This window comes from Terriglobia bacterium, assembly GCA_020072565.1.
Classification (GTDB): domain Bacteria; phylum Acidobacteriota; class UBA6911; order UBA6911; family UBA6911; genus JAFNAG01.
On the sequence record JAIQGI010000023.1, the window covers coordinates 14,210 to 40,634 of the forward strand.

Here is a 26,425-nt window from a genome sequence, read left to right on the forward strand (position 1 = left end):
TGAGTGATGAGTCAATGCCGCTTCTGACAGTTCGAATGAAAGATACTCATCACTCATGACTCAGTCAAAGGCGCCATTTCCGGTTCGCCAGGCCGTGACCCCCTCTTTGGTGAAATGAAAATCCATCACTTCACCGCCATTGCGGCCAAGGGCATTTACCAGAGCCAACCGCCGGCAGGGGGGGACTACGAACATCATGTAGCCGCCACCGCCTGCGCCGCTGACTTTGCCGGATACGGCTCCGGCCGCCAGAGCGCATTGTGCGATCTGCTCGATATGGTCGTTGGATATGCCATGGGCCATTCTCTTTTTCGCCTGCCAGGAGGTCCCGAGAATTTCGGCAAATCGCCGGATATCCCCGAAGAGAATGGCTTCCTTCATGCGCCGGACATCGGCTTTCATGGCATGCATGGCCTCAACTGAGGGTTCGGATCCGGTTTGGGTATTTTTTATCTGCTCGTCGATGATGCGGGCGCTCTCCCGGGATAATCCGGTAAAATATAGGACCAGCGATGCCTCCAATTCGTTGAGAATCCAGTCCTTGACACGCAACGGATTCACAATCACGCGGTCATCGGCGTAAAACTCGATCAGGTTGACTCCACCGAATGCGGCGGCATACTGGTCCTGTTTACCTCCGGCAAGAGCCAGATCCATCCGTTCGACGACGAAGGCGCAGTGGGCAATATCGTATTCGCCCAGCGGCAGGCGCAGCCACTCGGCGAAGGCGCCCACCATGGCAACAACCAGAGTAGAAGAGGCGCCGAGTCCCGACCCCGGCGGCGCATCCGACCAGGAGGTCAGTGAAAATGAGAGTGGATTCCCGGCATTGTGCTCCCTGACGATCCGATTGTAGACGCTCTTGTGCAATTTGAGGGGCCCCGTAGGGGCGAGGATCGATTCAGCATCCATGCTTTCCCGCACCTCCAAATCCATCGCCTCAATCGTGATCTTGCCGTCGTTGCGCGGTTCAATCGTGCAGTGGGCGTAACGATCGATGGTCGCGTTGAGCACGGCGCCGCCGAAGAGGTCACAATAGGGAGACACATCGGTTCCCCCTCCGGCAAGTCCTAAGCGAAGAGGAGCACGAGATCTAATTGCCACAATCATCCTCCCACGATCAATGTTGCTGCTGTTTCGAGAATAACTGGTGTAACCTGATTGGCTGAAGCCTGTCCCCACTGAATCCAACTCTCAGCCAAGGTTCAAACAAATGTGCATGCGGTTTGAACGCTCTAAAAGCCCTGTCACAGATTTCCCTGAACATCGGCGGTCTTGCGGAGTGCCGTTGCCTTGACAAATGAACTCTGTATGTTTTCGAGGGTGAAGTGGCGCGCCACATAAGTGCGCTCTCGCTTTGATATCTCCCTGAGGCGAAAGTCGTCGTTATACAGGCAGATAATCGCTTCCGCCAAAGGCACCCGGTGTTGGACTGGATCGAGGATTTCCTCTACCCCAGGCATTCCTTCCACACCCCATTCCGTGCTTACCACGGGGACTCCATGGGCCATGGCCTCCACGGTTTTCCCTTTTACGCCGGCACCATAGCGGAGCGGTATCACTACCAGCCTCGAGGTACGGTAGAGCTCTGTGAGTCGCTCGTCGCTGACGAATCCGAGCACTTTCACGTCGTCCGATGCCAGCGCCAGTATCTCCCGCGGAGGGCCTGACCCGGCAATGTTGAAGACCACGCCGGGCAACTGTTTTTGAACCGCCGGCCAGATCTCACCTACGAACCACAGCACCCCGTCTCCGTTGGGCGGGTGGGAGAAACCGCCGACAAATAGAATGCCGTTACGCTCCGAAGTGTTGAACTCCCACTCCGGGTCCACATCAACCGAATAAGGGGGAACATAGAGCACATCCACAGCCGGGCACAGGCCGCGGATGATGCCGACCTCGATGTCGCTGCAGGAGAAGATCGCATCCATCCGGTTCATGAGCCGCTGCTCTTCTGTCTTCCCTTTCTCGGCGCGCACCTTCAGGGAAGGATCGTTCTGCAGCCCAGCCAATTGCAGCTCGCGCAGGTAGTGCAGGTCGTGGACATAGTAGAAAATGCGCGCTTTGGTGTGGGCCCGGACGGCGCGAAGGTATTTGGGCGCTATATGGGGCCGGCTCAAGAAGACATAGTCCAACCAACGTCCGTTCTCGGCAAGCCACTCCGGCCAATGGTCGGCAAACCACGGGCCGGTCAACACCTCGACACCGGCTTGCTGGAGGATCTCGGTATAGGGCTGGTGCGGATAGAAGTTGTCTCCCATGAACTTCACGTTCATCCCCATTTTGAGGAATGCCTGCACAAAGGACCAGATGGTGCGACTCCCGGCATCCCTGTCGAAATGGGGGACGTAGTGATCGATGATCAGGATCGATTTGCGTCCGGCTGAGCGGTCGCGGGCCTGGAAAATGTTGGTCCCGTTCGGGAAATGTTTCGCCAGCACATCAGCCCACTTCTCTTTCAGAATCCCGGTGTTACTGATTTGATGCGCCTTGGTGCGCTGAGAGACATTAGTTCCGTGGGAAACGCCCTCGAAGTGGACCACCACCGACAGGGGTTGATAGACGACCTTGAAGCCCCGCTTCCGCACCTCGAAGGCCAAATCCGAGTCCTCGCAATAAGCCGGGACGTACTGATCATCGAATCCCCCGATCTCATTCCAGAGGTCGCGCCTGATCATGAAGCTTGCACCCGACACGTAATCGACTTCTTTGACATAGTTGAAGGCGGGCAGGGAGGCATCCTGGCCGCGGCCGAAGTTCCAGCCGGTGGCGTCGGCCCAGATGATCCCGCCGGCCTCCTGAATCCGGCCATCGGGGAAGATTAACTTCGAGCCGACCATACCGGCGGCGGGGTCCCGGTCGAGCACCGAAACCAGAGCCTGAATTGCGCCCGGCTGGAGTTCGGTGTCGTTGTTGAGGAAGTAGAGGTATCGGGCCCGGGCACGGCCGGCGGCCCAGTTGCAGTTACGCAAAAACCCGCGATTTTTCCCGTCGCGCAAAATGTCGATCCCGATCAGCAGTTCCTCAGCCTGCACGGTTGTATCCGTGGAGCCGTCATCTGCCAGGATTACTTCGCAGGCCACTCCGGCCATGGTCTGCTGGATACTCTTCAGGCATCGATAGGTGTGAACCCACTGGTTGAACGCCGGGATGATGACCGATACTTTGGGGTGTTCTTCCCTGATAAACTCGATGCGGGCAAATTCAGCGGGCCTGTCATTACCGAGGAGATCATCCCTGGAGGCCTGACTCCCGCTCTCCCGGGCAATTGCTGAACCATTTTCCCTATTGTGAGGCGCGCTCGGAGCTTTATCGACGGACCACGGCGATTTTCCTCGAATCAACTGCACCAGGGCCCTCACGCCGGCCTTCGACAAGCTGAAAATCCGCCTTAAAAACCGCCTGCGGCCGCTTCCAAGGGGCAACAGGGCGTCTCGTAATCGCCAATAGCGGGAGGCGACCTTCCAGAAGTCGCTCTGTTTGATGAGCTCCAGTTCCGTCCGCAACAAAGCCAGCTCGGCTTCCCTGCTTTTAATGATGTTTAACTGAGACTGATTCTGGGCATTGAGTATCGTGAGCCTTGCGTCGAAAGCCTCAGCCTCACCTTTGTAATAATTGAGTGCTTTGCCAATGCTGTCGATATGCTGTTCAAGCGACAGAGCCCACGAGTTCTTCGATGCCACCTCATCTTGAAGTTCGAGGATCCGTTCCCGCTTTCCTTCGAGGTCTTGTTCAAGCGACGAAGCCCATGAGTTCTTTGCCTCTACGTCCTGTTGAAGTTCGCGGATCCGCTCCCACAATCTCTCCAACTTCTGTTCCTGGTCAATTACGACCGAAGAAATATCAACTTTGTCCACAAACTCCGTGGACCCGCACACTGCCACGACATATTTGGGAGAGAAACGGGCACGGTCCGAAAGCCTCAGGTTCTCCAGACGCCGGGAGACGGGCTTTTGGAGAGCTGACGAGACGAACCAACTCTGCCCGAAAAGGATCACTCGCGGGAAAGTCCGACTGAGAAAGGACTGGAATTCATCGACATAGAATTCCTTTTTGTGATACCGGTTGTGCTGATTGGCATCGTCGGAATAAACGGCCTTGTTGGGGGTCGAGATGACAAGCAGTCCTTCTCTCTTCAGTACACGCTGCGCCTCACGCAAAAATGCGGCCTGAAGTTGTGGTTCCAGATGCTCGATCACCTCGAAGGAAACCACTACGTCGAAGGTGCCGTCTTCAAAAGGCAAAGCGTCCACCGATCCCACCTGAAATTCCAGATTCTGCCGCCCGTAGGTGGCGCGGGCATGTTCGACGGCATCTCGAGAGATATCGATGCCCACTACCCGGGCAGCGGTCTCAGCCATTAAGTGGACGCCGTACCCCTCGCCGCTTCCGGCGTCGAGTACGATTTTCCCCCGGACGAGGTCTGTGACAGAGTGGTATCTCTGCTGGTGCTCGACCGCAATCTCGTCGAGAGGATCGGCTTGTTGGGGAATAAACCGTTCACCGGAGCAATCCACTGCTGCCTCCAACAAACAAAAATCGCCCGACCCTTAACGCCCTCTATAGCATCCGCTGCCGCGGAATCACCAGCCAGCATGTCGGGGGCTTTTGTATTTCTATCCCCGAGGCGCAAGGGAAGCAAGGCGAAACTGGGGAGGGCGGAACCATATGTGCTTCCAGCCTTCTCACATCTTTGTTAAGATAATCCGCTCATGCAGCGATGCTGTCCCGTAGCTAAACGTCGGAGTTGAAGAATATGGCGAAAGTGGCAGTGACGGGCGGAGCCGGATTCATCGGTTCCAACCTCGCGGAACACCTCCTGAACCAGGGGCATCAGGTGGGGATCGTAGATGATTTCAGTACCGGGCGGGAACAGAATCTCGCCGGATGGGCGGATCGGGTCCCCGATCGAGTCCAGGTTTACCGGTTTGACATAAACAAGACCGGGCGTCTGCGGAAGGCATTCGAGGGCGTGCAATATGTCTTCCACCAGGCCGCAATCCCGTCGGTTCCCCGCTCCATTGCAGATCCTCAGGCGAGCAATCTGGCCAACATCAGCGGCACGCTCTCGGTGCTCGTCGCTGCACGTGACGCCGGCGTGAAACGCGTGGTCGTGGCTTCTTCCTCATCTATTTACGGGGATGACCAGGGCCTGCCCAAGACGGAGACGCGCACGGGGCGTGCTTTGTCCCCCTATGCGTTGAGCAAGGTCGTATCCGAGGAGTACTGCCGGCTCTTCCACGAGCTCTACGGACTCGAGACCGTCTGTCTTCGGTACTTCAACGTTTTCGGCCCACGCCAGGATCCGAAATCGGAATACGCTGCGGTGATTCCGCGTTTTGCCACACGGCTTCTTGCCGGTGTGCCGCCGGTCATTTACGGCGACGGCGAACAAACCAGGGACTTCACCTACGTCAGCAACGTGGTCGATGCCAACTGGGTCGCGGCAACGCATCCGAAAGCTCCAGGCGAGGTATTCAATATCGGGTGCGGAACGCGGACGAGCCTGAACCAGCTCGTGAACGAGATGAGCCGAATCCTGAACACCAGCTCTAAACCGACGTTCGAACCCGCACGGCAGGGCGACGTACGGCACTCCGTCGCGGATGTAGCCAAGGCGGAGAGGGTGCTCGATTACACGCCTGCCGTCTCGCTGAGGGAAGGCCTGGTCAAAGTCATTGACTGGTATCGTGTTCACAGAAAGCTCTGAAACTCAGCGGCCACCTTCGATGATGTCGTTTTTGTTTGTGGACACCGAACCCGTCTGGAGGGGCGGGCAGGATCAGCTGCTCACGCTTCTCCGGGGGCTGATCGTGCGTGGCCACCGGCTGCATCTGATCTGCCACCCGCAGACGCTCCTCGAGGAGCGCGCCCGCGAGGCCGGCGTCACCGTTCATCCCCTCACGATCCGGAGCGAGGCCGGTCTGGTATCCTTTGTTCCCTTGCTGGCCATTCTGACTCGTGTGCGTCCGGAGGTCCTGGCATTCAACACTCCGCGGCCCATTTTCCTGGGCAATCTGGCCTCGCGCTTTGCCGGGGTGAAGGCACGCATCATCTTTCGCCGCGTCAATTTCCCTCTCAGAAAGAACTTCATCTCGCGTCTTAAGTACAATTGGGGGATTGATTGTATTGTGACCGTCTCGGAGAGCATTCGACAGCAATTGCGGCTGGACGGCGTGCCCGGCTCCCGCATCCGGACCATCTATGAGGGGATAGATCTGACTCCCTACACCAAGCGGGAGTGCTCCAACGCGAAGCGTCCGGGTGAACCGACGGTGGTTGGTACGGTCGCACATTTCAGTGCAGAGAAGGGTCTCTGCTATCTTGTCGAGGCGGCTGCGCTGATCCCCAACGTGCACACGCGCATGCGCTTCGTTCTGGTGGGCGACGGGGCCTGCCGCCAGCACCTTGAAAATCAGGTGCGCGACCTCGGCCTCGAAGATTCTTTTCATTTCGCCGGATTCCAGAAGAAGCCCATTCCATACCTGGGATCATTCGATTGCTTCGTGTTGCCCAGCCTTTCGGAAGGGCTGTCGTCGGCTATCCTCTCCGCGATGGCAGCTTCATTGCCGGTGATCGCGACGGATGTAGGGGGCATCCCGGAGTTGATCCGGCATGAGGAGAATGGCCTGCTGGTCCCTCCGGCGGACCCGGTTGCCCTGGCTCAGGCAATCCAGCGGCTGGGGGACGATCCGGCCGAGGCTTTCCGCATGGGCAGGGAGGGCCGCTTGCGGGCCGAAAAACAGTTTGCTCTGCCGCGCATGATCCTGCAGATCGAGCAACTCTGCTGGTCCTTCATCCGCCGCGCGGCGCCTGCGTCAGGGGCTGTCCATGTTTAGGCTGAGGGCATATGGTTTCCCGCCGTCTTGCGAAGACTGGACGCAACGCCTGTGCTTCCTGCTTGTGGCAGGGGGTGTTTCATTGGTGCTGGTTTCGATCGCCGCTTCAGCCATACTCCTTGCCTTCACTATCCTTGCGGCCATTCTGCAGTGGCGGAAGTGGGATAAAGGTGCCGCTCTGCCGGCGGCGATTCGGTGGCCGCTACTGCTGCTGTTCCTTTGGACGGTTGCCGCGACGCTCCTGGCATCCGGCAGTCTGCGTGATGCCCTCGTCGTGAAGTTCTGGCTGTTTTCGCTCCTCTGGATCGTCCCAATCTATGCGCGGGGCGAGGACAGGATCCGGTGGATCTACCACGCCGCTTTCGCCGTCGCGGCGATCTCGGCTGCGGCAGGGGTGGCTCAATTCCTAGCTAATCCCAACCGGGGTGATCTGAACCGGATCCGGGGATTCATGAGCATCTGGATGACCTATGCCGGATCGCTCATGCTCGTGCTGGTCGCGCTGGCTGCCTATGCCGTCATCTTCGGCTGGAAAAGTCATCGATGGGTGATTCCGCTCGGCCTGGTGCTTGCGGCTGCACTCTATCTTTCCAGGACCCGAAGCGCCTGGCTGGGCGCTGCCCTGGGCATAGCGGTAATCTTCGTGCTGAAGCGTCCGCGCGCCATTCTCGGCCTCGCCGTCTTGCTCCTGGCAATCTATCTGATATCGCCGGCAAGCATCCAGCGGCGACTGCAAGGCGGTTTTAATCCTGAGGACATAAACACGCGGAACCGGATCGAGCTCATCGGCACTTCAATCCGCTTGATCCGCGCCCACCCCTGGACCGGTGTGGGGCAGAGGGTTAGCCTGGAGGCACCTCACTATCGGGGCACATCCGAATTCCCGGATTGGATGTACCTGCACATGCATAACAATATCCTCCAGATCGCCGCAGAGCGGGGCATCCCGGGCCTCATACTCTGGCTCTGGTTTATGTTTCAGTTGGTCTGGCAGGCGTTCCGGGTGTTTCGATCCTCGGGCCGCGCAGGACCGGCTGCCTTCGCGGGCGTGGCGGCGATCGGCGGCTGGGTTGCGTTGATGGCCGCCGGGATGTTCGAGTACAATATCGGCGACACCGAACCACTGACTCTGTTCCTCTTCATGATGAGCGCCCCTTTCGCGACAAGAGTCATGAGCGTTGAGTGATGAGTGACAGGCGCATTAGACTGAAAGTCCGCTTTCCACTCATTACCCATCACCGATCACGTGCGTCAGCATCTGCCAGGGTGATGGAGTGAAACCGCTGAATATCGGCATTCTGGGAACCAGGGGCATTCCTGCCAACTATGGGGGGTTTGAGACCTTTGCCGAAGAGTGCGGCGCCGGGCTGGCCGCCCGCGGCCACAGCGTCACCGTTTACGGCCGCTCTCACTACGTGCCACCCGGGCTGCGGCGCCACCGCAATGTCGCCCTCGTGGTCCTGCCGACGCTCCGCTGGAAATTCACCGACACCGTTGTCCACACTTTCGTGTCGGTCCTGCACGCGATCTTCCTGCAGTTTGATGTCATCCTCATCTGCAACGCAGCCAACAGCATTTATGCCTGGTTGCCCCGCGTCTTCGGCACGCCGGTCGTGGTGAACGTTGACGGCATCGAGCGCATGCGCCGGAAATGGAACTGGCTCGGCCGGAGCTACTACCGCCTGTGCGAGCACTTCTCCGTCTGGTTCCCGAGCACCATCGTCACCGATGCGCGGGTTATAGAACATTACTATCGCGAGAGGTACAACGCGGCATCGGTCTTCATACCCTATGGAGCCGTCACCGGAAAGCCGCATGGGCGGACGACGCTGGACGCCCTGGGCGTAGAGCCGGGAAAATACTATCTCTACGTAAGCCGTCTCGAACCTGAGAACAACGCACACCTGGTCGTCCGCGCTTTCGCAAAGGTGCTCACCGCCAAACGCCTGATTGTGGTCGGAGATGCCCCCTACGCACGCGACTATATCCGAGACCTCAAGCAGATCCAGGATCCACGCATCCTCTTCCCAGGCGCGATTTATGGCGAAGGCTATCGGGAGCTGCAGGCGCATGCCTTCTGCTACATCCATGCCACAGAGGTCGGAGGCACACACCCGGCGCTGATCGAAGCCATGGGACAGGGGAACCTTATCGTTGCCAACGGCACGCCGGAGAACTCCGAGGTGCTTGGTGACGCAGGCATCTTCTACCGTAAAAACGACATGGCAGACATGGCGCACTGCCTGCAGGACGTGGCGGACTTTCCCGACAAATATGCCGGCCTCAGGCAGGCAGCCCGCGACCGCGCCCTGAGGCTCTACTCGTGGGATAGCGTCGTTTCGCAGTACGAGGAGCTCTTCGCTTCGCTGGTGAAAACCAGGAGTCAGGAGTCAGGAGTCAGGAGTCAGAAGAAAAATCAGCTCTGAATACGGGCGTCTTGATTCTGACTCCTGGCTCCTGACTCCTGGTTGTCCAGGTCTGCTATAATGCGCGGCTTTAGGGAGGTTGAGCAATGGGAGCGGGCGCGAGAGTTCATCCGGTCCGGACGCCGTGGGTCATCCTCAGCAACTTCTTTTACAAGATTTATCTTCAGCACGATCTAATCCGCAATTTCGTGGTGCGCGACCTGAAGGGACGCTACATCGGATCGTTTATGGGTTTCTTCTGGAGTGTGATCCACCCGATCGTTCTGCTTACAAGCTATGCCTTTGTCTTCATGAAGATCTTCGGCGTGGGGGCGCCGCCCGACAGCGGCACGACCAACTTCCCGCTGTTTCTTTTTTGCAGCATCCTCCCCTGGCTCTTCTTCCAGGACACGCTGCAACGCTCGAGCACGGTCATAGTGGACAACGCCAACCTCGTAACCAAAACCCTGTTTCCGACTGAGATTCTGCCCTTGACCGTGCTGCTTGCTGGATTGGTCAATCACTTGATCGGCTTCGCAATCCTGCTGGGCATAATTTTCTCTGTCTTGGGCAAGGTGAGTATTTTCATCCTGCTGGTTCCGATCTATCTCGTCATCCTGATGCTTTTCACACTCGGGTTAGCCTGGTTTATCTCCAGTCTGAACGTCTTTGTTCGGGACATTTCCCAGGTGCTTACCGTAATCCTGACTTTCTGGTTCTGGCTTACGCCGATTTTCTATACCGGGATTAAGGTTCCTGCGAAGTATTCCTTTGTCGTCCGTTGGAATCCGCTGGCTCATGTGGTGACCGGCTACCGAGACTGCCTGCTGCGCATGAGGATGCCGGATCTTCAGTCGCTGGCGCTGCTCGCATTGGCATCCCTGGCCGTGTTTGTGGCCGGCGGTCTGTTTTTCCGCCATATCAAACGTGAATTCGTGGATGTGCTCTAATGCCCGTCATCCAGGTCCAACACCTGTCCAAGAAGTACGCGATCTACGACCGGCCCTGGGACAAGCTGCGCGAAGTGCTTCACCTGGCGCGCGGGCCGCGGCACCGGGAATTCTGGGCGCTCGAGGACGTCTCCTTCGAAGTCGAAAAAGGCCAGACTCTCGGCATCATCGGCCAGAACGGTTCGGGGAAAAGCACGCTCCTGCAAATCCTGGCGGGAATCATGCGCCAGACCCGGGGTGATTGCTTCGTTACCGGAAAGGTCTCTGCCCTGCTGGAGCTGGGCTCGGGATTTAATCCGGAGTTCACGGGTCGGGAAAACGTCTTCATGAACGGCGCCATCCTGGGAATGGACAAACGCCAGATGCAGCAACGCTTTGATGCGATCGCCAGGTTTGCCGAGATCGGCGACTTCATGGAGCAGCCGGTCAAGACTTACTCGAGCGGCATGTTCATGCGGCTGGCATTCGCGGTGGCGGTCAATGTCGATCCCGAGATCCTGCTGGTGGACGAGGCCCTCGCCGTCGGCGACCTGATCTTCCAGCATCGCTGCATGCACCGGATGAATCAGTTGCGCTCCAGCGGAAAAACAACCGTTCTGGTAACGCATGATCTGGCAGCCGTGACCAAGTTCTGTGATCGGGCGCTGCTCCTCGATGCCGGCCGCCTGCTCGAGGCCGGGCCGCCCGAAAAGGTCGTGAACAAGTATCGAGTCCTGATCTTCGAGCGCATGCGCCGCTACGGTGGCTCGGAGGGTGATGGAAGAGAATCGACGGAAGGGGCCGTTATCACCGCGAGCGGAGAAATGCCGGTCGTGCGCACGATTCCGAACATCGATCACCGGTTCGGAAATGGAAAGGCCAGGGTGATCGGCATTGAGCTGCTTGATGCGAAAGGGAGCCCGACCAGGGAGGTTTTCGGCGGCGAAACCGTCCTGCTGCGGATCTCGGCGGAATTCCTGCAGGATGTTCCGCGGCCCATTCTGGGCTACACCTTGCGCGACCGGCTCGGCGTCGAGATCTCCGCCTGCAACACAAGCTATGCGGGTACCCTTCTGCCTGCCGCACGCGGAGGCCAGATCTATACGAGCGACTTTCAGATCCGTCTGCCACGCATGGCCGCCGGAGGCTACTCCTTTGCCCCCGCTGTCGCCGAGGGGGACATCCAGAAGCACGACATGTGCGATTGGATCGACAACGCCCTTGTGTTCAGTTTGCAGGGCGATGAACTGGTCTACGGCATGCTCAAGATGGACGTCGACGTGCGCACTTACTCCTCAGACGCAACGGAGAGCGGAGAGTGAACGAAAAACCACGAAACGCACAAAACGCACGAGGAACTTTTCGTGTGTTTCGTGGTTTGATCCTTGCCGTTATGACTTTGCTGCTGACGCCCTTGCTCGCGTTGCTGGCAGCAGCTTTGCTTTTGCTCAATCTCATCGGGCGGACCGCACGCGCCGGCAGGAAACCGGAGCCCGCCGATGCCAAGCCGTTGTCCGGGCTCGCTTCCATCGTCATCCTCAACTGGAACGGGAGGGATCTGCTCGCGCAAGGGCTCCCTTCCATTGTTGAGGCGGTGCGGCGTGACGGACGACCGCATGAAATCCTGGTCGTGGATAACGGCAGCAGCGATGGCTCGCGAGAGTACATCCATGCCTCATTCCCGCAGGTGCGCCTCCTCGAGCTGCCTGAAAACCTGGGATTTGCGCGCGGGAACAATGCCGGCGTGCGGGCCGCGCGTCACGACATCGTCGTCCTGCTCAACAACGACATGGTGGTCGACCCCGGATTTCTCCGCCCGCTGCTCGACGGCTTCGGGCCGGACACTTTCGCGGTATCGAGCCTCATCCATCACCAGGACCCATCGACGCGGCGGGAAGAGACCGGCATGACCACCGCGGTATTCCGCCGGGGCTTCATCGATTTCGCCCACCGCGATGTCGATGAGCAGGAACTGCTCCGGCCCTGCTATCCTGCCTTCTGGGCAGGCGGCGGATCCTCTGCCTTCCACCGCGAGCGCTTCCTGATGCTGGGCGGATTTCAGGAAATCTTCTCGCCCGCCTACGTGGAAGACACCGACCTCTCCTTTCGGGCATGGAAGGCCGGCTGGGAGGTGCTGTTTGCTCCCGGCTCCATCGTCTATCACAAACACCGCGCCACCAGCAGCCGGCGCTTTGCCCCGGCGGAGCTGCAAACCCTGATCCAGCGCAATCAGTTCCTCTTCCTCTGGAAGAACATTCAAAGCTGGCCGCTGCTGCTTGCTCACTCCACATTTCTCCCCTGGAACTGCTATCGCCTGGCTCGCGATCACGGCCTGATTGTGTGGCGCAGCCTGCTCCAGGCCGTTGTCAGGCTCCCGGCGCTGGTCCGTGCCAGGCTGCGCGCAGCCTTCCGCGAGGCGCGCGCGGACACGGAGGTGTTTAAGCTCCTGGCTATGCCCGCGCTCTATTTCGCCCGCTTGCGCTCCGCGCACCGGATTCAGCCGCGGGAGCCGTCACGCGTTCTTTGGATGACCGCCTATCTCCCGTATCTGGGACGGCATGCCGGCGCCGGCCGCATGTATCATCTGCTCCGGCGCATCACACGGCGTTACCGCGTCACGTTGCTCACCTTCATCGAGGGAGAAGAGGAAAAGCAGTTCCTGCCGGAGCTGGAGTCCATGTGCGAAATGGTGATCGCCATGCCGCGCCTCGCGCCGCCGCGTTGGCAGCCTTTCGCCTATGAGCCTTTCAGAGAGTTCCTCATCCCGCAGATGGAGCAGGCCATGCAGCTTTGCCTCGAGAGCCGGGACTTCGACCTGATCCAGCTGGAATACACGCAGATGGCTGGATACGCACAAAAGGCACTCGGTATTCCTACGCTGCTGACCAAGCACGAAGTTGATTTCGCCGCCTGGGCGCGGCGCGCGCGAGTGGAATCGAATCCGCTGCTCAAGCTGCGCTGGTTTTACAACTACCTTCAGGTTCTCGACCGCGAGGTGGCGCTGCAGCACCGCGTCGACGCTGCGATCTGCATGACCGATCCCGACATGCAGGAGCTGAGACGATTCTGCCCGTCGGCCCCGGTCCATGTGATCAATACCGGCGTCGACCTGGACTACTTCCAGCCTCCCGAACAGCCGGCATCGGGGGGCCGGCTGGTGTTTGTCGGCGCCTTCCAGCATGAGCCCAATACCGATGCCATGGTTTACTTTTGCAGCCAGGTTCTGCCTTTGCTGCGAGCGAAGGTCTCGGGCACCGAACTTTTCATCATCGGCAGCAATCCATCTCCGCGAATCCTCTCCTTGGCAGATATCCCTGGAGTTCGAGTAACCGGCTTTGTGCCGGACATCAGGCCGTTCATGGCGTCCGGTTCAGTTTATGTCGTACCCCTGCGCCTGGGCGTGGGCATTCGCGGCAAGATCCTGGAGGCCTGGGGCATGGCACTGCCGGTGGTGGCCACATCGGTTGCATGTGCCGGCCTGCGTTATCGGGATGGAGAGAACCTCATGGTCGCCGACACCGCCGAGGACTTCGCCGCGCGTGTGGCTGCACTGCTCAAGGACCCTGCCCGTCGCGAACGCATGGGACGCGAGGGCCGGAAAGTTGCCGAGCAGTTCTATGGTTGGGATGCCGTCGCCTCCCAGCTTGACGGCCTTTATCAGACTTACATGGCGCAGGCGCCGCAAAACGGCATTGAAGTGCGGCGTCCTGGCGCCGCTTTATAATGCGCCAGAGCGGTTTTTCCCCTGGCGATCCAACGTCCCGGGGGCTAGAATTCCTACTTCCCTGATCGGCGTTCAGCAGAAATGGGCTTTTTAATGAATTCGACGACTGCGTCCGAATCTCGTGGAGTGCATGGTTTTCGCCGCATGTGCATCCCGTTTCTCCAGCTGATCAAACTCCTGGTACTTCCCTTCCGCTTCGCATGGCTGCTGGTCGTCTGGCTCAGGCTTCGCAGAGGTGCCATGAAGGTTTCGAGCTAGCGCCATGATTGCTCACTATGACTGCCGGCACTTCCTGGGGCACAAACCCTGCATCTACCGCCGCCCATGTGAGGATTGCCCGCACTACGCGCCCTTCGGGAAACGCATCCTGATCATCAAACTCGCCGCCGTGGGCGACGTCCTGCGCACGACCCCCCTGCTGCGCGGCTTGAGGCGCGCTTATCCGGACTCGCACATCACATGGCTGACCGAGTCTGATGCTGTGCCTTTGCTGCAGGGGGTGGGGGAGATCGACCGGCTGGTACCGTACAGCTTCGAAAGCGTCCTCCAGATCGGCCGCGAAACTTTCGACCAGCTTTACTGTCTTGACAAAGAGCCGAAAGCGATCGCGATGGCCATGGGCGTTCAGGCGAGCGATCGCATCGGTTTTGGCATGAGCAGGTACGGCAATGTCAAGCCGCTGAGCCCCAACTCTGAGTACATGTTCGAGCTCGGCATCGACGATCTGCTGAAATTCCGCCTCAACTCCAAGACTTACCCGGAGCTGCTATTTGAGTGCGCCGGGCTCCCCTATCCCAAACCACAGGAGTATCTGCTGCCGGACTTGGTGGCCGAGATCGCCGCGGGACGGGAGTTGCTGCGCACATTGGGAATCGCGCCCGGGGGCTTGAAAGTCGGCCTGAATACGGGTGCGAGCGATCTCTTTGCCACCAAGAAATGGACCGAAGAGGGTTACGCCGAGCTGGCCGATCTGCTAGCACGCCAACTCGGAGCTACGGCCTTGCTCCTTGGGGGACCCGCGGAAGCGGAACGCAACGCCCGCATCGCGGCCGCTGCGGCTCATGCGCCGGTGAACGCAGGGACGCATCACTCTCTGCGCAGCTTTGCCGGAATCATCGGAAACCTCGATCTGATTGTCACCGGCGACACGCTCGCCATGCATATCGCCATCGGGTTGGGGGTACCCGCGCTCGTCATTCTCGGCGCCACCTGTCACAAGGAGATCGAACTCTACGGCCGGGGGGCGATGATCGTTTCCGACTTCGAGTGCAGCCCCTGTTATCTGAGCGCATGCCCGAAAAAGACAACGTGCATGCGGGCCATCCCGGCACAGAGGGTGTTCGGTGCCGCTGCCCGGCTGCTGCGCCGCTGACAGCGGCCATGAAATACGCGAAAGAGAACTTTTCGTGTATTTCGTGTATTTCGCGGTTGCTATAATCCGCTGATGATATTGATCTCGGTCGTCATTCCGAATTACAGCGGCGCCGCCTGCCTTGAGCCCTGCCTGCAATCACTGATGCGGCAGACCTACCTCCAGATGGAAGTAGTGGTGGTCGACAACGCTTCTCAGGATCACTCGGTCGAACTGGTACGGCGGGTGGCACCTCATGCCAGGATTCTGTCCCTGCAAGGCAATCTGGGCTTCGCTGCGGCAGTCAACCGTGGCGTCAAGGCTGCGCGCGGAGAATGGATCGCGGTTCTGAACAACGACACCGAGGCCGCAAACGATTGGCTCGCGGAGTGCGCCGCCGCAATCGGGCGGCATCCCGATGCTTCCTTCCTGGCGTGCCGCATCCTGGACTACAGCAACCGCAAGCGCATTTACAGCGCCGGAGATTGCTTTCTGCGCGCCGGCATCGGCTACCGCCGCGGGCAGGAAAAGCCGGACGGCGAGGAGTACGGCCGCGAGACCCAGGTTTTTTCCGCCTGCGGCTGCGCGGCGCTTTATCGCAGGACTGCGCTGGAAGCCGCGGGGGGGTACGATGAGCAGTTCTTCGCCTATCTGGAGGACGTTGACCTTGGGCTGCGTTTGCAGGCCGCAGGCGCACGCGGCTACTACGTGCCCGGTGCCGTGGTCTTTCATCTCGGGGGCGCCACCAGCGGCGGCGAGTTCGCCCCACTGGCGGTGCGCCTGCGCACGCGTAATGCGGTCCTGCTCTTGCTGAAAAGTGTGCCGGGGCGCATTCTGTGGCGCTGCAGCCCCATGATTCTCGCCGGGCAGGCGTTCTGGTTCGGTCGCGTGCTGGTCCGCGGCCGGCTGTGGAGCTACCTGCGCGGGCTGGCTGGAGCGATCACGCTGGCGCCGGCCATGCTCAGGCATCGCCGCGGCATGTGTGGTCTCTGGAAAAGTTCGGGGGAACAGCTCTGGCGCTCGATCCTGGAATCGGAAAACCTGGCGCGCCGCGACTACTCGCGCCGGGACGCGGGAAGATCACACTTTTTGGCCTGGTACTTCCGGCTGTTTTAGGCGGCAGGCAGAATGGTATCCATCGTCATCGTCAACTGGAACTCAGGTCCGCTTCTGGAGCACTGTGTCTGTTCGCTTCGTGAGCACGCAGCCGGTTGTGAGATCATCGTCGTCGACAATGCTTCCAGAGATTCCAGTCTCGAGTTCATTGGCCGGGCCGGCAGCCCCCTGCTACTGCTGCGGAACGATCAGAACGCTGGTTTTGCAACGGCCTGCAATCAGGGCTGGCACCGAGGGCAGGGGGAGAAGATCCTGTTCCTGAATCCCGATGCCGAAAGCCTGGCGGGCGGAGTTGAAGGCCTGGCTCAGCGACTCGAGAGTGAACCGGTCGTCTGGGCCGTCGGCGGGCGCCTGCTCGACGCTGCGGGCGCGCATCAGGCGGGCTTTAATGTGCGCGCCTTTCCCAGCATCGGGGCAGTAGCAGCAGAAATGCTGCTGCTCGAAGAACTCTGGCCTCGGAATCCCTGGACACGTCGCTACCGCATGACCGATTGGGATTACAGTTCACCCGGAGACGTGGATCAGCCTGCAGCAGCCTGCCTGATGGTGCGGCGTGCGGCGCTCGAATCCTTGGGCGGCTTCGACGAACGCTTCCGGCCTGCCTGGTTTGAAGACGTCGATTTGTGCAAGCGCATCCGCGATGCGGGCGGCCGGATCGTATTCGAGCCGCGCGCGCGTTTCCTGCATCACGGCGCCGTCAGCTTGCGCAATCTCACCCGCGAAGAATTCCTGAGATGCTATCACGCCAACCAGATCCGCTACTTCGAAAAACACCACGGCAGCGCGGCATCGGCGCGCGTGCGACGGTTAGTCGTTGCGGGCCTGTACCTGCGCGCCCTGCTGGCGGCGCCGGCAGCCCCGTTTCGGGGCCGCTCCGCCGCCACGCCCGCACGCGCTTATTGGAGAGTTGCACGTGACCTCGCCGGCGCGCGGGAGGCACGCGCATGACCCCGCGCGTGCTCATCAGCATCGTCACTCACAACTCGGCGCATTATCTGAAGCGCTGCCTCGAGAGCCTGAGGGCACAGACCTGGCGCGACTGCGTCGTCTGCCTCGCAGACAACGCTTCCACCGACGGGTCGCTCGGAATCGCCGCGGAGTACGCGGATTTCCTGGGAACGATCCACCGCCTGAAGAGAAACGTCGGTTTCTGTGCCGCCCAAAACCAGCTGATCGCAGCGACGCCGTCGGACTATGTCCTGGTGCTGAATCCGGATGTAGTGCTCGAACCCCCCTTTCTGGCGATCCTGGTCAGCGCACTGGAGCAGGACGCCAGGGCTGGATCGGCGACCGGAAAGCTCTGGCGCTGGCAGCCCGGAGCAGAGACCGGCACAGCTGCCGCTCCGCCACTCTCGGAGCAGGTGCTTGATACGACGGGGATGTACCTGACTCCCAACCAGCGTCATCTCGATCGCGGCTCCGGCGAGCCGGACCGGGGTCAATATGAGAGCCGCGAATATGTCTTCGGAGCTTCAGGCGCCGCTGCGCTCTATCGCCGCGCCATGCTCGAGGAGGCCAAGGCCGGCGAGGAGTATTTCGACGAGGCGTTCTTCGCCTACCGCGAAGACGCCGATCTGGCCTGGCGCGCCCAGTGGTTGGGTTGGCGCTGCCTTTATGTGCCGGAAGCGCACGGCTTCCACGTGCGCAGAGTGTTGCCGGAACGGCGCGCCGCGCTGCCCGCCGACATCAACATGCACTCCTTTAAGAACCGCTTTCTCCTGCGTATCAAGAACATGGATGCCGGCACCTATGCGCGCTTCCTGTTGCCCATCACCGCGCGCGATGCCGCGGCGCTCGGTTACGTCCTCGTGCGCGAGCCCTCGTCATTACGGGCCTTCCCCCTGCTCTGCAAAGCCTTGCCGCGCGCGTGGGCGCAGCGCAAAGCTCTGCGCGGGCGGCGCCGCGTGGCACCGCGCGAACTCCGCTCCTGGTTCTCGAAGTGCCCGGTCTCAAAGCCTCACAGAGTGGGGTCGGGAAGCGGGCATCCTGATCCGGGTGTCAGGAACGGTCCGGGGTTTGCCCGCAACCGGAAGCCGTAAGTATTGCGTTGAAAATGGTTAGCATTATGTCTGTAAAGGGATCTTACATGCATCCAGGTACGTTAACTCACGCCCGTACAACACCTTAATGCAATAATTTATCAATTTGCCGAGTTGAGTGTAAGAGAACTTACATTCTCACGTGCAGTGCGGCAGTCATTTCCTGAACAGTTTTCAAGTTGGCGCGACGCAAGATCCACGATTTCAGTAATTTACGTTTGTTGTCATTGTTGTCCTCGACATTTGGACCTGAAAATGCTTTTAGGCGCATGAGAGGAATTGCATCCTCGAGTTGTCGAGAAAGGGTCATAAGCATGAAACGAATCCTAGCTCTCATGTCGCTGTTGATGCTGATGATAGCTGCGCATGCGACAGCGGACACGATCTATCTTGATCCAGCGACTCTACATCTGGGGCCCGGAGCAGGCACCCATTGTGCCCAAGGATGTGCCGGAGATCCCAATTCAATCGGCTTGAACCGCTTGGACATTTTTCAGAATCAGGGTGGCGCGGATTTCCTGGTAAATCCGCTCTTGTTGATCCTGGCAGTGCCCAACGCGACAAATCCGAATCTGTTCAGCTCCAGCTCGATCTCCAGCGTAAGTGCGTACAATCCTTATAGCAGCTATCCGGGTGGATTCTCCTCCGGAAGCGCCACGTTTGGATACGCCGGCGGGGCTTATGGATGGTCTGGGAGCGGATATAACGGGAGCATGACCACAGGGGAGGTCTATGGCTTCCTGGGCTTGAATTCACCGCACGATAACTCGAACAACTTTGGCAACTTTGCGGGCACCGATTCAAGTCTGTTCGGCATTACTGCCACCGGATACGGGATCTATGTATTTGGTTTAACCACGGCTCTTGGCGCACAGGGCATAGTAGATGTGCAATTCTCCTCCAATTTGCCGCTTGGTACGATCGCAGCCGCATACGGCGAGAGCATTAAGAAAAATAACAGCATCACAATCTACGACAATCCCTACACGGAAGCCGGAGTCGTCGGTGGGCCACCGCAGTTGCCGGAACCGAGCACTCTTTTGCTGCTTGGTACCGGCCTCGCCACGCTCGGCCTCTGGCGCTGGAAGAGAACGCGCTGAACCTATCGCGGGGCAGGGCGTGCCTCCTGCCCCGTCTCTCCCCGCCTTCCTCGCTCTTTTCTTCATCATTATTCCCGTTCGCTGGAAAGAAAAACCGTGCCGGCTTTCCTTGTTTCGCGACGTCACCGACAGGAAGCGGGCTGACCGCGCACCGGTCGTCACGGCCGATGAACTTGCGCACAAGGTACGTGAAATGATTGTTTCAGCCACCTCCATCAAAAAACGAGGCTTCCCGCGCGGCGGCCGCGACCTTCCTGTTTCTCGATCGCACAGATCCTTCTCATCATCTTCTCATCCTCCCTTTTGTAGCATGGCGCTGGTTCGAATAGTCCGGTATCCCAGGGGCCGGGCTCGATTGGCTGCAGCAGAAAGCGGTCGCAAGGAGATCAGGGCGAATCCTCACAATCGGAAGGAACCCGGCTGCGCGCGTGACATCTGGGGGGATTCGTTCCATCACGCACGGCTTCATTCATGCATGATCAACGCGGCCCGTAAGGGTCTGCAATCCGTGCGACAGGCATCTCGGAACGAGGAATTGCCCAATGTGGTCATTGGTGGCTGGTGTGTTAGGCATCCTGTCGTTGCTCGCGGCTGATCCAGGCTCAGCCGATGAGCAGCTGGTACAAAAGTGGTCCCTATCCAAAGCGGTGGAGGTCCTGAACTCTTCCCCATGGGCGCGGCACGAGACATTCACACGGTTGATCAGCGGCGTGGGGAGTGGAGTTTCAGGGGAAAAGGAGATTTTCGATACCTTCTATGTGAGGTTTCTCTCGGCAAAACCAATCCGAGAAGCGATCGCGCGCATCCAGCAGATTCAATATGGCTACGACAAGCTCAGCGCGGAGGAGAGGCGCCGCTTCGACACGTTGATCGAGCCCGGATTGCAGCTTGACGTCGAGCGCTGGATCGTGGTTGCGGTCAGCTTCCGTTCCAACGATCCGAACGAGGAGAGCGCGGCCAGAAGGTTTTTCCAGAAGGAGACGGCTGAAACTCTAAAGAACAAGGCCTTCCTTTCCACCGAGCAGTTCCCGCAGATTCCGCTCGCCACATATTTCCTGCCGCGCGAAGAGGGGGTAGGAGCCAAGTTCGTCTTCCCGAGAGCGATCGCCGGCGTGCCGGTCGTATCCAAAGCAGCCCGGAAGATTGTTTTTGAGCTCCTGGAAGTACCCGGCGCCACTCCGCGTCTCCGGGCATCGTTTGCGGTCAAGGACATGTGGATCAACGGAGAACTCATCATCTAATACATGTCTACAGCAGAGGGATTACACAATGGGCTTATGGGCCGAGAAGCTGTGCATGACAATCCTGTTTTCGACACTGACAGCTTGGACCGCAGCGGCCGGGCAGGATCCCGTAAAGAAGCCGGATCAATCATCGGACACCGCCAAGCAAGGGGCCGTAGTCGCACCCGATCCTTCCCTGGTCAAGGTCGACGAGTTCAAGATCCAACTGGGGGAGGAAGCGGCAGCCTTCCGTCGCAGCCAGTCGGGTTCTATTGCTGAAATCGTGAATCCTTTTTCGGTGCGAAAACGAGGACGGATTTACGGGTCGCTCTACGAATTTCACAGGAACGATAATTTCGATGCCCGCAATTTTTTCGATCCGGTGGGGCAGAATCTTCCTGAGTACAAGCGGAATCAGTTCGGTGGAAGTTTTGGTGTTCTCGCATCCGATCGTTTGACTCTGTTCGGCACTTACGACGGATTGCGCATCAATAAGGGATCGACCATCATTTCGCATGTCCCCACTCTGGAAATGAAGAAAGGTGATTTCAGCGCGCTCCCGGAAACGCTCGTCGACCCTTTCACCGGGGATCCATTCCTCAATAATCAGATTCCCAAAGAGCGGATCCATCCGGTGAGCGCCAAACTGCTGGGTGTCATTCCCGATCCCAACCGCAGCGATCCATCTCGAAATTTCGTAAACAGCCTCCCTCAGGTCCAGAACGACGACACGTTCACCGGACGGGTGGATTACGAGTTCAGCGAGAACTCAAAGCTGTTTGCCAGCTACAGCCTTCGCAACGGCAATGAGATCGAGGTCAACTCGCTCCCGATCTTCGGCGCTACTACGAAGGGGCGAAATCAAAGTATCTCGATTGAATACAACCACGATTTCAGTGAGAACATGGTGGCGTCACTGGGACTTAAATTCTCCCGCGAAACGGAGCAGCAGCTTTCCGCTCAAGCGGGTCAACATGGCCTCCTGGCATCCTTAGGCATTACGGGCCTGTCTCCTCTGGACGATCTTGATGAGGGGTATCCGAGCTTCGACATCTCCGGCTACGCGGGGCTTGGCGGCGACACCGACTGGCCCAATACCGTTTTTCTTAATAATCTCGAGATCAGCCCTGCATTCACCTATGTACGTGGACGCCACAACATGGAATTCGGCGTCGAGATTGGCGCTTACCAGATCAACAACACTCGAACCGGAGGCACCCGGCGGGGCAGTTTCGAGTTCACCGGCGATTATACAGGCGATGCATTTGCCGATTTCCTGCTCGGCATTCCCGTTGTGGCCGAGCGCGGCATCGGCTCTGACCGGGCCGACTTAAGGCGCAGGACCTGGATGCTGTTTGCCCGGAATGACTGGAAAATCAACCGCAAGTTCAGCCTCTCGCTGTCGCTGGCTTACAACTACTTCCCCTTTTATCGATCCCAGCGCGACAATGTCGCCACGTTTGCACCGCTCCTCTTTGAGCCGCCGCGCAACGGCACGATCGTCGTCACAGGCAGCACAGAAGCGTCCCGGCTTGGATTGAGCGGGCTCTCGAGCGGGCAGGCGGTTTACAATGACCGTAACGACTGGGCGCCTGACATCGGTCTGGCATTCAGTCCTCTGGGCAACAACCGGTTGGTGATCCGGAGTTCTTACCAGCTTCATTACGATCCTCTGGAGGAGGACCATGCTCTCGAATATGTAGGGCGCAATTACCCCTTCTTTTACACCGAGCGAGCGGAGGCCTCCGAAGACAGTCCGGATTTGAATCTCGGCAATCCGTTCCAGACGGCGATCCCGACCGAACTCAACATTCGTGCGATCGAGCCGCACATCCGCAACAGTTATATCCAGGAGTGGCACATGTCGATTCAATACGAGTTCCTACGCAACTGGAATGCCGAGGTCTCGTATGTGGGAGCTAAATCCAGCCGCTCGCCCAGGAACCTGGTTGCCAATGTTCCGCTGCCGGGGCCGGGCACTCTGCAGGATCGTCGCCCGAATCCTGCTTATGGACGTTTCAGCATCCTCACAGGAAGCGGTTCTTCGTCGGAGAACTCTCTGCAACTCGACCTGATGAAGCGCGTGTCCAACGGCTTTTCTTTGCAGTCAAGCTACCGCTGGAACCGGGTATTCAGCAACGACGGTGACGAGCCCTCCAACCCGCGCAACCTCCGGGCAGAACGAGCGCCGGAGGGTCAGGAACACCAGTTTTTTCTGGACTATATTCTTGATCTGCCCCTCGGTCGGGGCCAGGCGTTTCCTCTCGAGTGGACAGGCAGGCTGCGCAGGATATTTGAAGGATGGCGGCTCTCCGGCAAAACAACTTTTTCAAGCGGCAGCCGCTTCACCCCACGCCTTTCCGGGGATCCGAACAACGATGGCGTCAGGGGCGATCGACCCGACCGGATAGGGTCAGGTCTCCTGGACTCCTCGCTGCGCACGATCGATCACTGGTTCGACACCAGTGCGTTTGTTACCCCGCGGCAGCAATATGGCTTCGGCAACAGCGGCCGAAACGTCCTGCTGGCGCCGGGCAGCCGCAACTGGGACATCAGCTTCATCAAGCGGACGAGAATCACCGACAGCGGGAATCTCCTGGAGTTCCGCGTGCAGCTGTTTAATGCCTTCAACAATACCAATTTCTCCAAACCAAATTCGACCTTTGGGATTCCCGATTTCGGCAAGATTTTTGGCGCAGGGCGCGCGCGGGAAATCGAGATCGCCCTGAAATATTCATTCTAGCTTTATCAGCAAAGGAGGCTTGGCATGGTGCGAGTACGTTGCCTTTGGTTGGGTGGAGCAGTGCTCATGGCTTGGTCTCTCGGGTTGGCCGCTCAGGGGACGAAGAACGCGGGAAAACCGCAATCCGGCAAGCAGGCGTGGCGCGAATCTTTCACGGTAAACAAAGCCAACCTGGTGGACACGGGCAGGAATATCTACTTCATTCTGGAACCGGGCTACCGCCTCACGTTTGAGCATGGGAAAGATACTCTGACGGTCACGGTTCTCGACGAAACGAAAATCGTCGACGGCGTCAAGACACGCGTTGTCGAAGAACGGGAGACTTCTGGCGAGCAGTTGGCCGAGGTGTCGAAGAATTACTTCGCGATCGACAAGACCACCAATGACCTCTACTATTTCGGCGAGGACGTCGACGAATACAAGGATGGTAAGATAGTAGGGCATGAAGGCGCCTGGCTGGCCGGCGTGAACGGCGCCAGATTCGGCCTGATGATGCCGGCCCATCCCAAGGTCGGTGACAGATACTACCAGGAACAGGCGCCCAAGGTAGCCATGGACCGGGCGGAGATCCTGAGCGTGACGGAGACCGCCAAAGTGCCCGCGGGAACATTCACAAATGCCCTGCACACTCGTGAGTCGAGCGCGCTCGAGGGCGGTAGTGAAGATAAATGGTATGCCCCCGATATAGGGCTGATCAAGGATGCCGACTTCGTACTTGCGAAGGTGGAGAAGGCCAAGAAATAGCCGGGCAAAGGGGGCCCGAACTGTATGGGCTCCCTGATACAATGCCTGGCTCCGGAGCCAGCAGGACGCTGGTGCAGACATGCGTGTGCTTCTCGTCGAGGACTATCTGCCCATCCAAAAAGCTGTCGCCAAGGGTCTGCGTGAGGCCGGCTTCGCCGTCGACGTCACCGGCGACGGCAAAGAAGGCCTCTGGTTTGCCACCAGCAACGACTATGACGTAATCATCCTCGACTTGATGCTGCCCGAAGTGGATGGATTGACCATTCTGAAGCGCCTCAGGTCCGCGGGTCGTGCCGCCCATGTGCTTATCCTCACGGCGAAAGACACGGTGCCGGATCGGGTCAAGGGGCTTGATCTTGGGGCCGACGATTATCTGCCGAAACCCTTTGCTTTTGAGGAACTGCTGGCGCGTGTGCGCGCGCTGGCCCGCCGCGCGTACTGCGCAAAGAATCCGTGCCTCAGCGTCAGTGATTTGCGCATCGAGACCACGTTGCAGCGAGTCTGGCGCGGCCAGGAGGAGGTGAGCCTGACACCCCGCGAATATGCGCTCCTCGAATACCTGGCGATGCGTGCCGGCCAGGTCGTCAGCCGGACTGAGATCTGGGATCACGTTTATGAGTTCAATTCCGAAGCCGACTCCAACGTCGTGGACGTGTACATCGGGTATCTTCGGAAAAAGATCGAGCGCCCCGGCAAGCCCGTCTTGATCCGCACGCTCCGGGGCCGGGGCTACTCATTGGGAGTTGCGCAATGATGCGGTCCATCCGAGTACGCCTGCTTGTCTGGACGGTCTGCGGTATGGCGATCCTTCTGGCGGTTTTCGCCGTCGCCGTGTACGAAGTCATCTGCCGGTCGCTGCTGGCGGGTTACGACGAAGTCCTGATCTCCACGGCACGAACGATCCGCGGTTTCGTTGAGCAGAACAAGGCGGAGATCAAGGTCGAGATCGATGAGCACCAGGTGCCCGAATTCAATCGATCCTACCGGCCCGACTACTTCCAGTTGTGGCGCGAAGACGGGAGAACTCTGGCCCGTTCACAGTCGATCACAGCCGCGGAGCTGGCGCGCATCGAGGGCCCTTTGGATACGCCTGTTTTCCAGCCCATTCGTCTGCCGGATGGCCGCACCGGGCGCGCAGTCGGCTTCTCTTTTGTGCCTAAAGTCGACGAGGACACACACGAACCCATACCGCCTCGCAAGGTCACCCTGGTCGTGGCGCGGGAGACCACTGCACTGGATGCCGAAATCCGATATTTGCGCTGGCTGCTGGCGACGGCAACCGGCGGGACGATTATCCTCGCGCTTGTTGTCGGTGCTGTCGTCGTTCGTCAGGGGTTGAGGCCACTTGATGCCTTGGCTTCCCAAATTGCTGCGATCCAGTATGACGACCTCTCTGCGCAGGTTCCCGTGGATGGCATACCGGCGGAAATGGCCGCAGTGGTCAAGCGGCTTAACGACCTGCTACGGCGTCTTGAGGAGGCATTTCGCCGCGAGCGAGCTTTCTCGGCGGATGTCGCGCACGAATTGCGCACGCCGCTCGCCGGCATGCGCTGCACTCTGGAGGTGGCCCTCACGCGGCCGCGCGCGGGTATCGACTACCGGCAGGCAATCGAGGAATGTCTCGATATTATCCGCCGCACGCAGAAGATGGTCGACAACCTGCTGGCGCTCGCGCGCCTGGAGGATGGAAAAACGATGCTCCATCCGGAATCCGTTCGCCTGGCAGAGCTCATCGAGCATGCCTGGCGGCCGCTTTGTGATGGAGTCAGGGCACGCGGCATCACAATCGAGAGTCGTGTCCCCGACCACCTGGCATGCATGGCGGACCGCGAAAGCCTCCGGATGATTCTTACCAGCCTGTTTGAGAACGCTGCGGAGTACGCGAACGACGGCGGCCACATCGAAGTCGCGGGCGCTCAGGCCGGGGATTCGGCTGAAGTCTCGATCGCCAACACGGGCTGCCGCCTGTCCGAGGAGGACACGCGACATGTCTTCGATCGGTTCTGGCGCAGCGACGCAGCGCGCACCAATACGGGCATCCACTGCGGACTCGGTCTGGCATTGGTGCAACGAGCTACTACTTCATTGCGCGGCACGGTTTCGGCCAGTGCAGCCAATGGTACGTTCACCGTTCGCCTCAAGTTTCCGGCAGCAGCATAGACCAAGGCCGATGCGGAGCTGCGCTCCTGGCCTTAAATGTCACCACAACACA

General features: G+C 59.3%; 19 protein-coding genes. 17 read left to right on the plus strand and 2 right to left on the minus strand.

The features are described 5' to 3' along the window. Positions 1-60: 60 nt before the first annotated feature. Both LAP85_15810 and LAP85_15815 read right to left on the minus strand, forming a co-directional pair. Positions 61-1,107 (minus strand): dehydrogenase, encoded by a 1,047-nt coding sequence (locus LAP85_15810; protein MBZ5497869.1) that lies wholly within the window; start codon positions 1,105-1,107, stop codon positions 61-63. A 140-nt stretch (positions 1,108-1,247) separates the two neighbouring features. Next, positions 1,248-4,517 carry a glycosyltransferase gene (locus tag LAP85_15815; protein MBZ5497870.1) on the minus strand — a complete coding sequence of 1,090 codons (3,270 nt, stop codon included), beginning with the start codon at positions 4,515-4,517 and terminating at the stop codon, positions 1,248-1,250. 239 nt (positions 4,518-4,756) lie between these two features. On the opposite strand from LAP85_15815, the gene LAP85_15820 reads away from it, so the two are divergent. From LAP85_15820 to LAP85_15900, 17 genes are all read left to right on the plus strand, one after another. Then, entirely contained in the window at positions 4,757-5,710 is a 954-nt protein-coding gene (locus tag LAP85_15820) for an SDR family oxidoreductase (GenBank protein MBZ5497871.1), read from the plus strand. 31 nt (positions 5,711-5,741) lie between these two features. Further along, on the plus strand, positions 5,742-6,839 hold the full coding sequence (locus LAP85_15825; GenBank protein MBZ5497872.1) for a glycosyltransferase: 1,098 nt from the start codon (positions 5,742-5,744) through the stop codon (positions 6,837-6,839). Then, positions 6,832-8,025, plus strand: a complete 1,194-nt coding sequence (locus LAP85_15830; protein MBZ5497873.1) for an O-antigen ligase family protein — start codon at positions 6,832-6,834, stop codon at positions 8,023-8,025. Before LAP85_15825 ends, LAP85_15830 begins: the two co-directional genes overlap by 8 nt. Before the next feature lie 97 nt (positions 8,026-8,122). Next, positions 8,123-9,265, plus strand: coding sequence for a DUF1972 domain-containing protein (locus tag LAP85_15835; protein MBZ5497874.1), 1,143 nt, complete (start codon positions 8,123-8,125; stop codon positions 9,263-9,265). A gap of 86 nt (positions 9,266-9,351) precedes the next feature. Beyond that, on the plus strand, positions 9,352-10,194 hold the full coding sequence (locus tag LAP85_15840; GenBank protein MBZ5497875.1) for an ABC transporter permease: 843 nt from the start codon (positions 9,352-9,354) through the stop codon (positions 10,192-10,194). Then, on the plus strand, positions 10,194-11,495 hold the full coding sequence (locus LAP85_15845; protein MBZ5497876.1) for an ABC transporter ATP-binding protein: 1,302 nt from the start codon (positions 10,194-10,196) through the stop codon (positions 11,493-11,495). Before LAP85_15840 ends, LAP85_15845 begins: the two co-directional genes overlap by 1 nt. Further along, positions 11,492-13,897, plus strand: a complete 2,406-nt coding sequence (locus LAP85_15850; protein ID MBZ5497877.1) for a glycosyltransferase — start codon at positions 11,492-11,494, stop codon at positions 13,895-13,897. Before LAP85_15845 ends, LAP85_15850 begins: the two co-directional genes overlap by 4 nt. A gap of 262 nt (positions 13,898-14,159) precedes the next feature. Next, positions 14,160-15,269 (plus strand): glycosyltransferase family 9 protein, encoded by a 1,110-nt coding sequence (locus tag LAP85_15855; GenBank protein ID MBZ5497878.1) that lies wholly within the window; start codon positions 14,160-14,162, stop codon positions 15,267-15,269. 72 nt (positions 15,270-15,341) lie between these two features. Continuing rightward, entirely contained in the window at positions 15,342-16,364 is a 1,023-nt protein-coding gene (locus LAP85_15860) for a glycosyltransferase family 2 protein (GenBank protein ID MBZ5497879.1), read from the plus strand. A 12-nt stretch (positions 16,365-16,376) separates the two neighbouring features. Then, positions 16,377-17,312 carry a glycosyltransferase family 2 protein gene (locus LAP85_15865; GenBank protein MBZ5497880.1) on the plus strand — a complete coding sequence of 312 codons (936 nt, stop codon included), beginning with the start codon at positions 16,377-16,379 and terminating at the stop codon, positions 17,310-17,312. Then, entirely contained in the window at positions 17,309-18,403 is a 1,095-nt protein-coding gene (locus LAP85_15870; GenBank protein MBZ5497881.1) for a glycosyltransferase family 2 protein, read from the plus strand. Before LAP85_15865 ends, LAP85_15870 begins: the two co-directional genes overlap by 4 nt. 314 nt (positions 18,404-18,717) lie before the next feature. Further along, complete coding sequence (locus tag LAP85_15875; GenBank protein ID MBZ5497882.1) at positions 18,718-19,503, plus strand: PEP-CTERM sorting domain-containing protein; 786 nt, start codon at positions 18,718-18,720, stop codon at positions 19,501-19,503. A gap of 542 nt (positions 19,504-20,045) precedes the next feature. After that, positions 20,046-20,744 (plus strand): hypothetical protein, encoded by a 699-nt coding sequence (locus tag LAP85_15880; protein ID MBZ5497883.1) that lies wholly within the window; start codon positions 20,046-20,048, stop codon positions 20,742-20,744. Between the two features lie 55 nt (positions 20,745-20,799). Further along, positions 20,800-23,469 (plus strand): hypothetical protein, encoded by a 2,670-nt coding sequence (locus LAP85_15885; protein MBZ5497884.1) that lies wholly within the window; start codon positions 20,800-20,802, stop codon positions 23,467-23,469. A gap of 24 nt (positions 23,470-23,493) precedes the next feature. Next, the gene (locus LAP85_15890; GenBank protein ID MBZ5497885.1) at positions 23,494-24,213 is read left to right on the plus strand and encodes a hypothetical protein; all 720 of its coding nucleotides are present in this window, start codon (positions 23,494-23,496) and stop codon (positions 24,211-24,213) included. A gap of 79 nt (positions 24,214-24,292) precedes the next feature. Further along, a complete protein-coding gene (locus LAP85_15895) occupies positions 24,293-24,967 on the plus strand; it encodes a response regulator transcription factor (GenBank protein ID MBZ5497886.1) in 675 nt (224 codons plus the stop codon). Continuing rightward, positions 24,964-26,373 (plus strand): sensor histidine kinase N-terminal domain-containing protein, encoded by a 1,410-nt coding sequence (locus LAP85_15900; protein ID MBZ5497887.1) that lies wholly within the window; start codon positions 24,964-24,966, stop codon positions 26,371-26,373. Before LAP85_15895 ends, LAP85_15900 begins: the two co-directional genes overlap by 4 nt. Positions 26,374-26,425 lie beyond the last annotated feature (52 nt).

What these genes read in the sequence shown, in the direction of transcription:
- LAP85_15875 (MBZ5497882.1), top strand. Translation starts at nt 18,718, where the DNA reads ATGAAACGAATCCTAGCTCTCATGTCGCTGTTGATGCTGATGATAGCT.
- LAP85_15865 (MBZ5497880.1), top strand. Translation starts at nt 16,377, where the DNA reads ATGGTATCCATCGTCATCGTCAACTGGAACTCAGGTCCGCTTCTGGAG.
- LAP85_15870 (MBZ5497881.1), top strand. Translation starts at nt 17,309, where the DNA reads ATGACCCCGCGCGTGCTCATCAGCATCGTCACTCACAACTCGGCGCAT.
- LAP85_15895 (MBZ5497886.1), top strand. Translation starts at nt 24,293, where the DNA reads ATGCGTGTGCTTCTCGTCGAGGACTATCTGCCCATCCAAAAAGCTGTC.
- LAP85_15820 (MBZ5497871.1), top strand. Translation starts at nt 4,757, where the DNA reads ATGGCGAAAGTGGCAGTGACGGGCGGAGCCGGATTCATCGGTTCCAAC.
- LAP85_15830 (MBZ5497873.1), top strand. Translation starts at nt 6,832, where the DNA reads ATGTTTAGGCTGAGGGCATATGGTTTCCCGCCGTCTTGCGAAGACTGG.
- LAP85_15890 (MBZ5497885.1), top strand. Translation starts at nt 23,494, where the DNA reads ATGGTGCGAGTACGTTGCCTTTGGTTGGGTGGAGCAGTGCTCATGGCT.
- LAP85_15845 (MBZ5497876.1), top strand. Translation starts at nt 10,194, where the DNA reads ATGCCCGTCATCCAGGTCCAACACCTGTCCAAGAAGTACGCGATCTAC.
- LAP85_15880 (MBZ5497883.1), top strand. Translation starts at nt 20,046, where the DNA reads ATGTGGTCATTGGTGGCTGGTGTGTTAGGCATCCTGTCGTTGCTCGCG.
- LAP85_15885 (MBZ5497884.1), top strand. Translation starts at nt 20,800, where the DNA reads ATGACAATCCTGTTTTCGACACTGACAGCTTGGACCGCAGCGGCCGGG.
- LAP85_15855 (MBZ5497878.1), top strand. Translation starts at nt 14,160, where the DNA reads ATGATTGCTCACTATGACTGCCGGCACTTCCTGGGGCACAAACCCTGC.
- LAP85_15840 (MBZ5497875.1), top strand. Translation starts at nt 9,352, where the DNA reads ATGGGAGCGGGCGCGAGAGTTCATCCGGTCCGGACGCCGTGGGTCATC.
- LAP85_15900 (MBZ5497887.1), top strand. Translation starts at nt 24,964, where the DNA reads ATGATGCGGTCCATCCGAGTACGCCTGCTTGTCTGGACGGTCTGCGGT.
- LAP85_15860 (MBZ5497879.1), top strand. Translation starts at nt 15,342, where the DNA reads ATGATATTGATCTCGGTCGTCATTCCGAATTACAGCGGCGCCGCCTGC.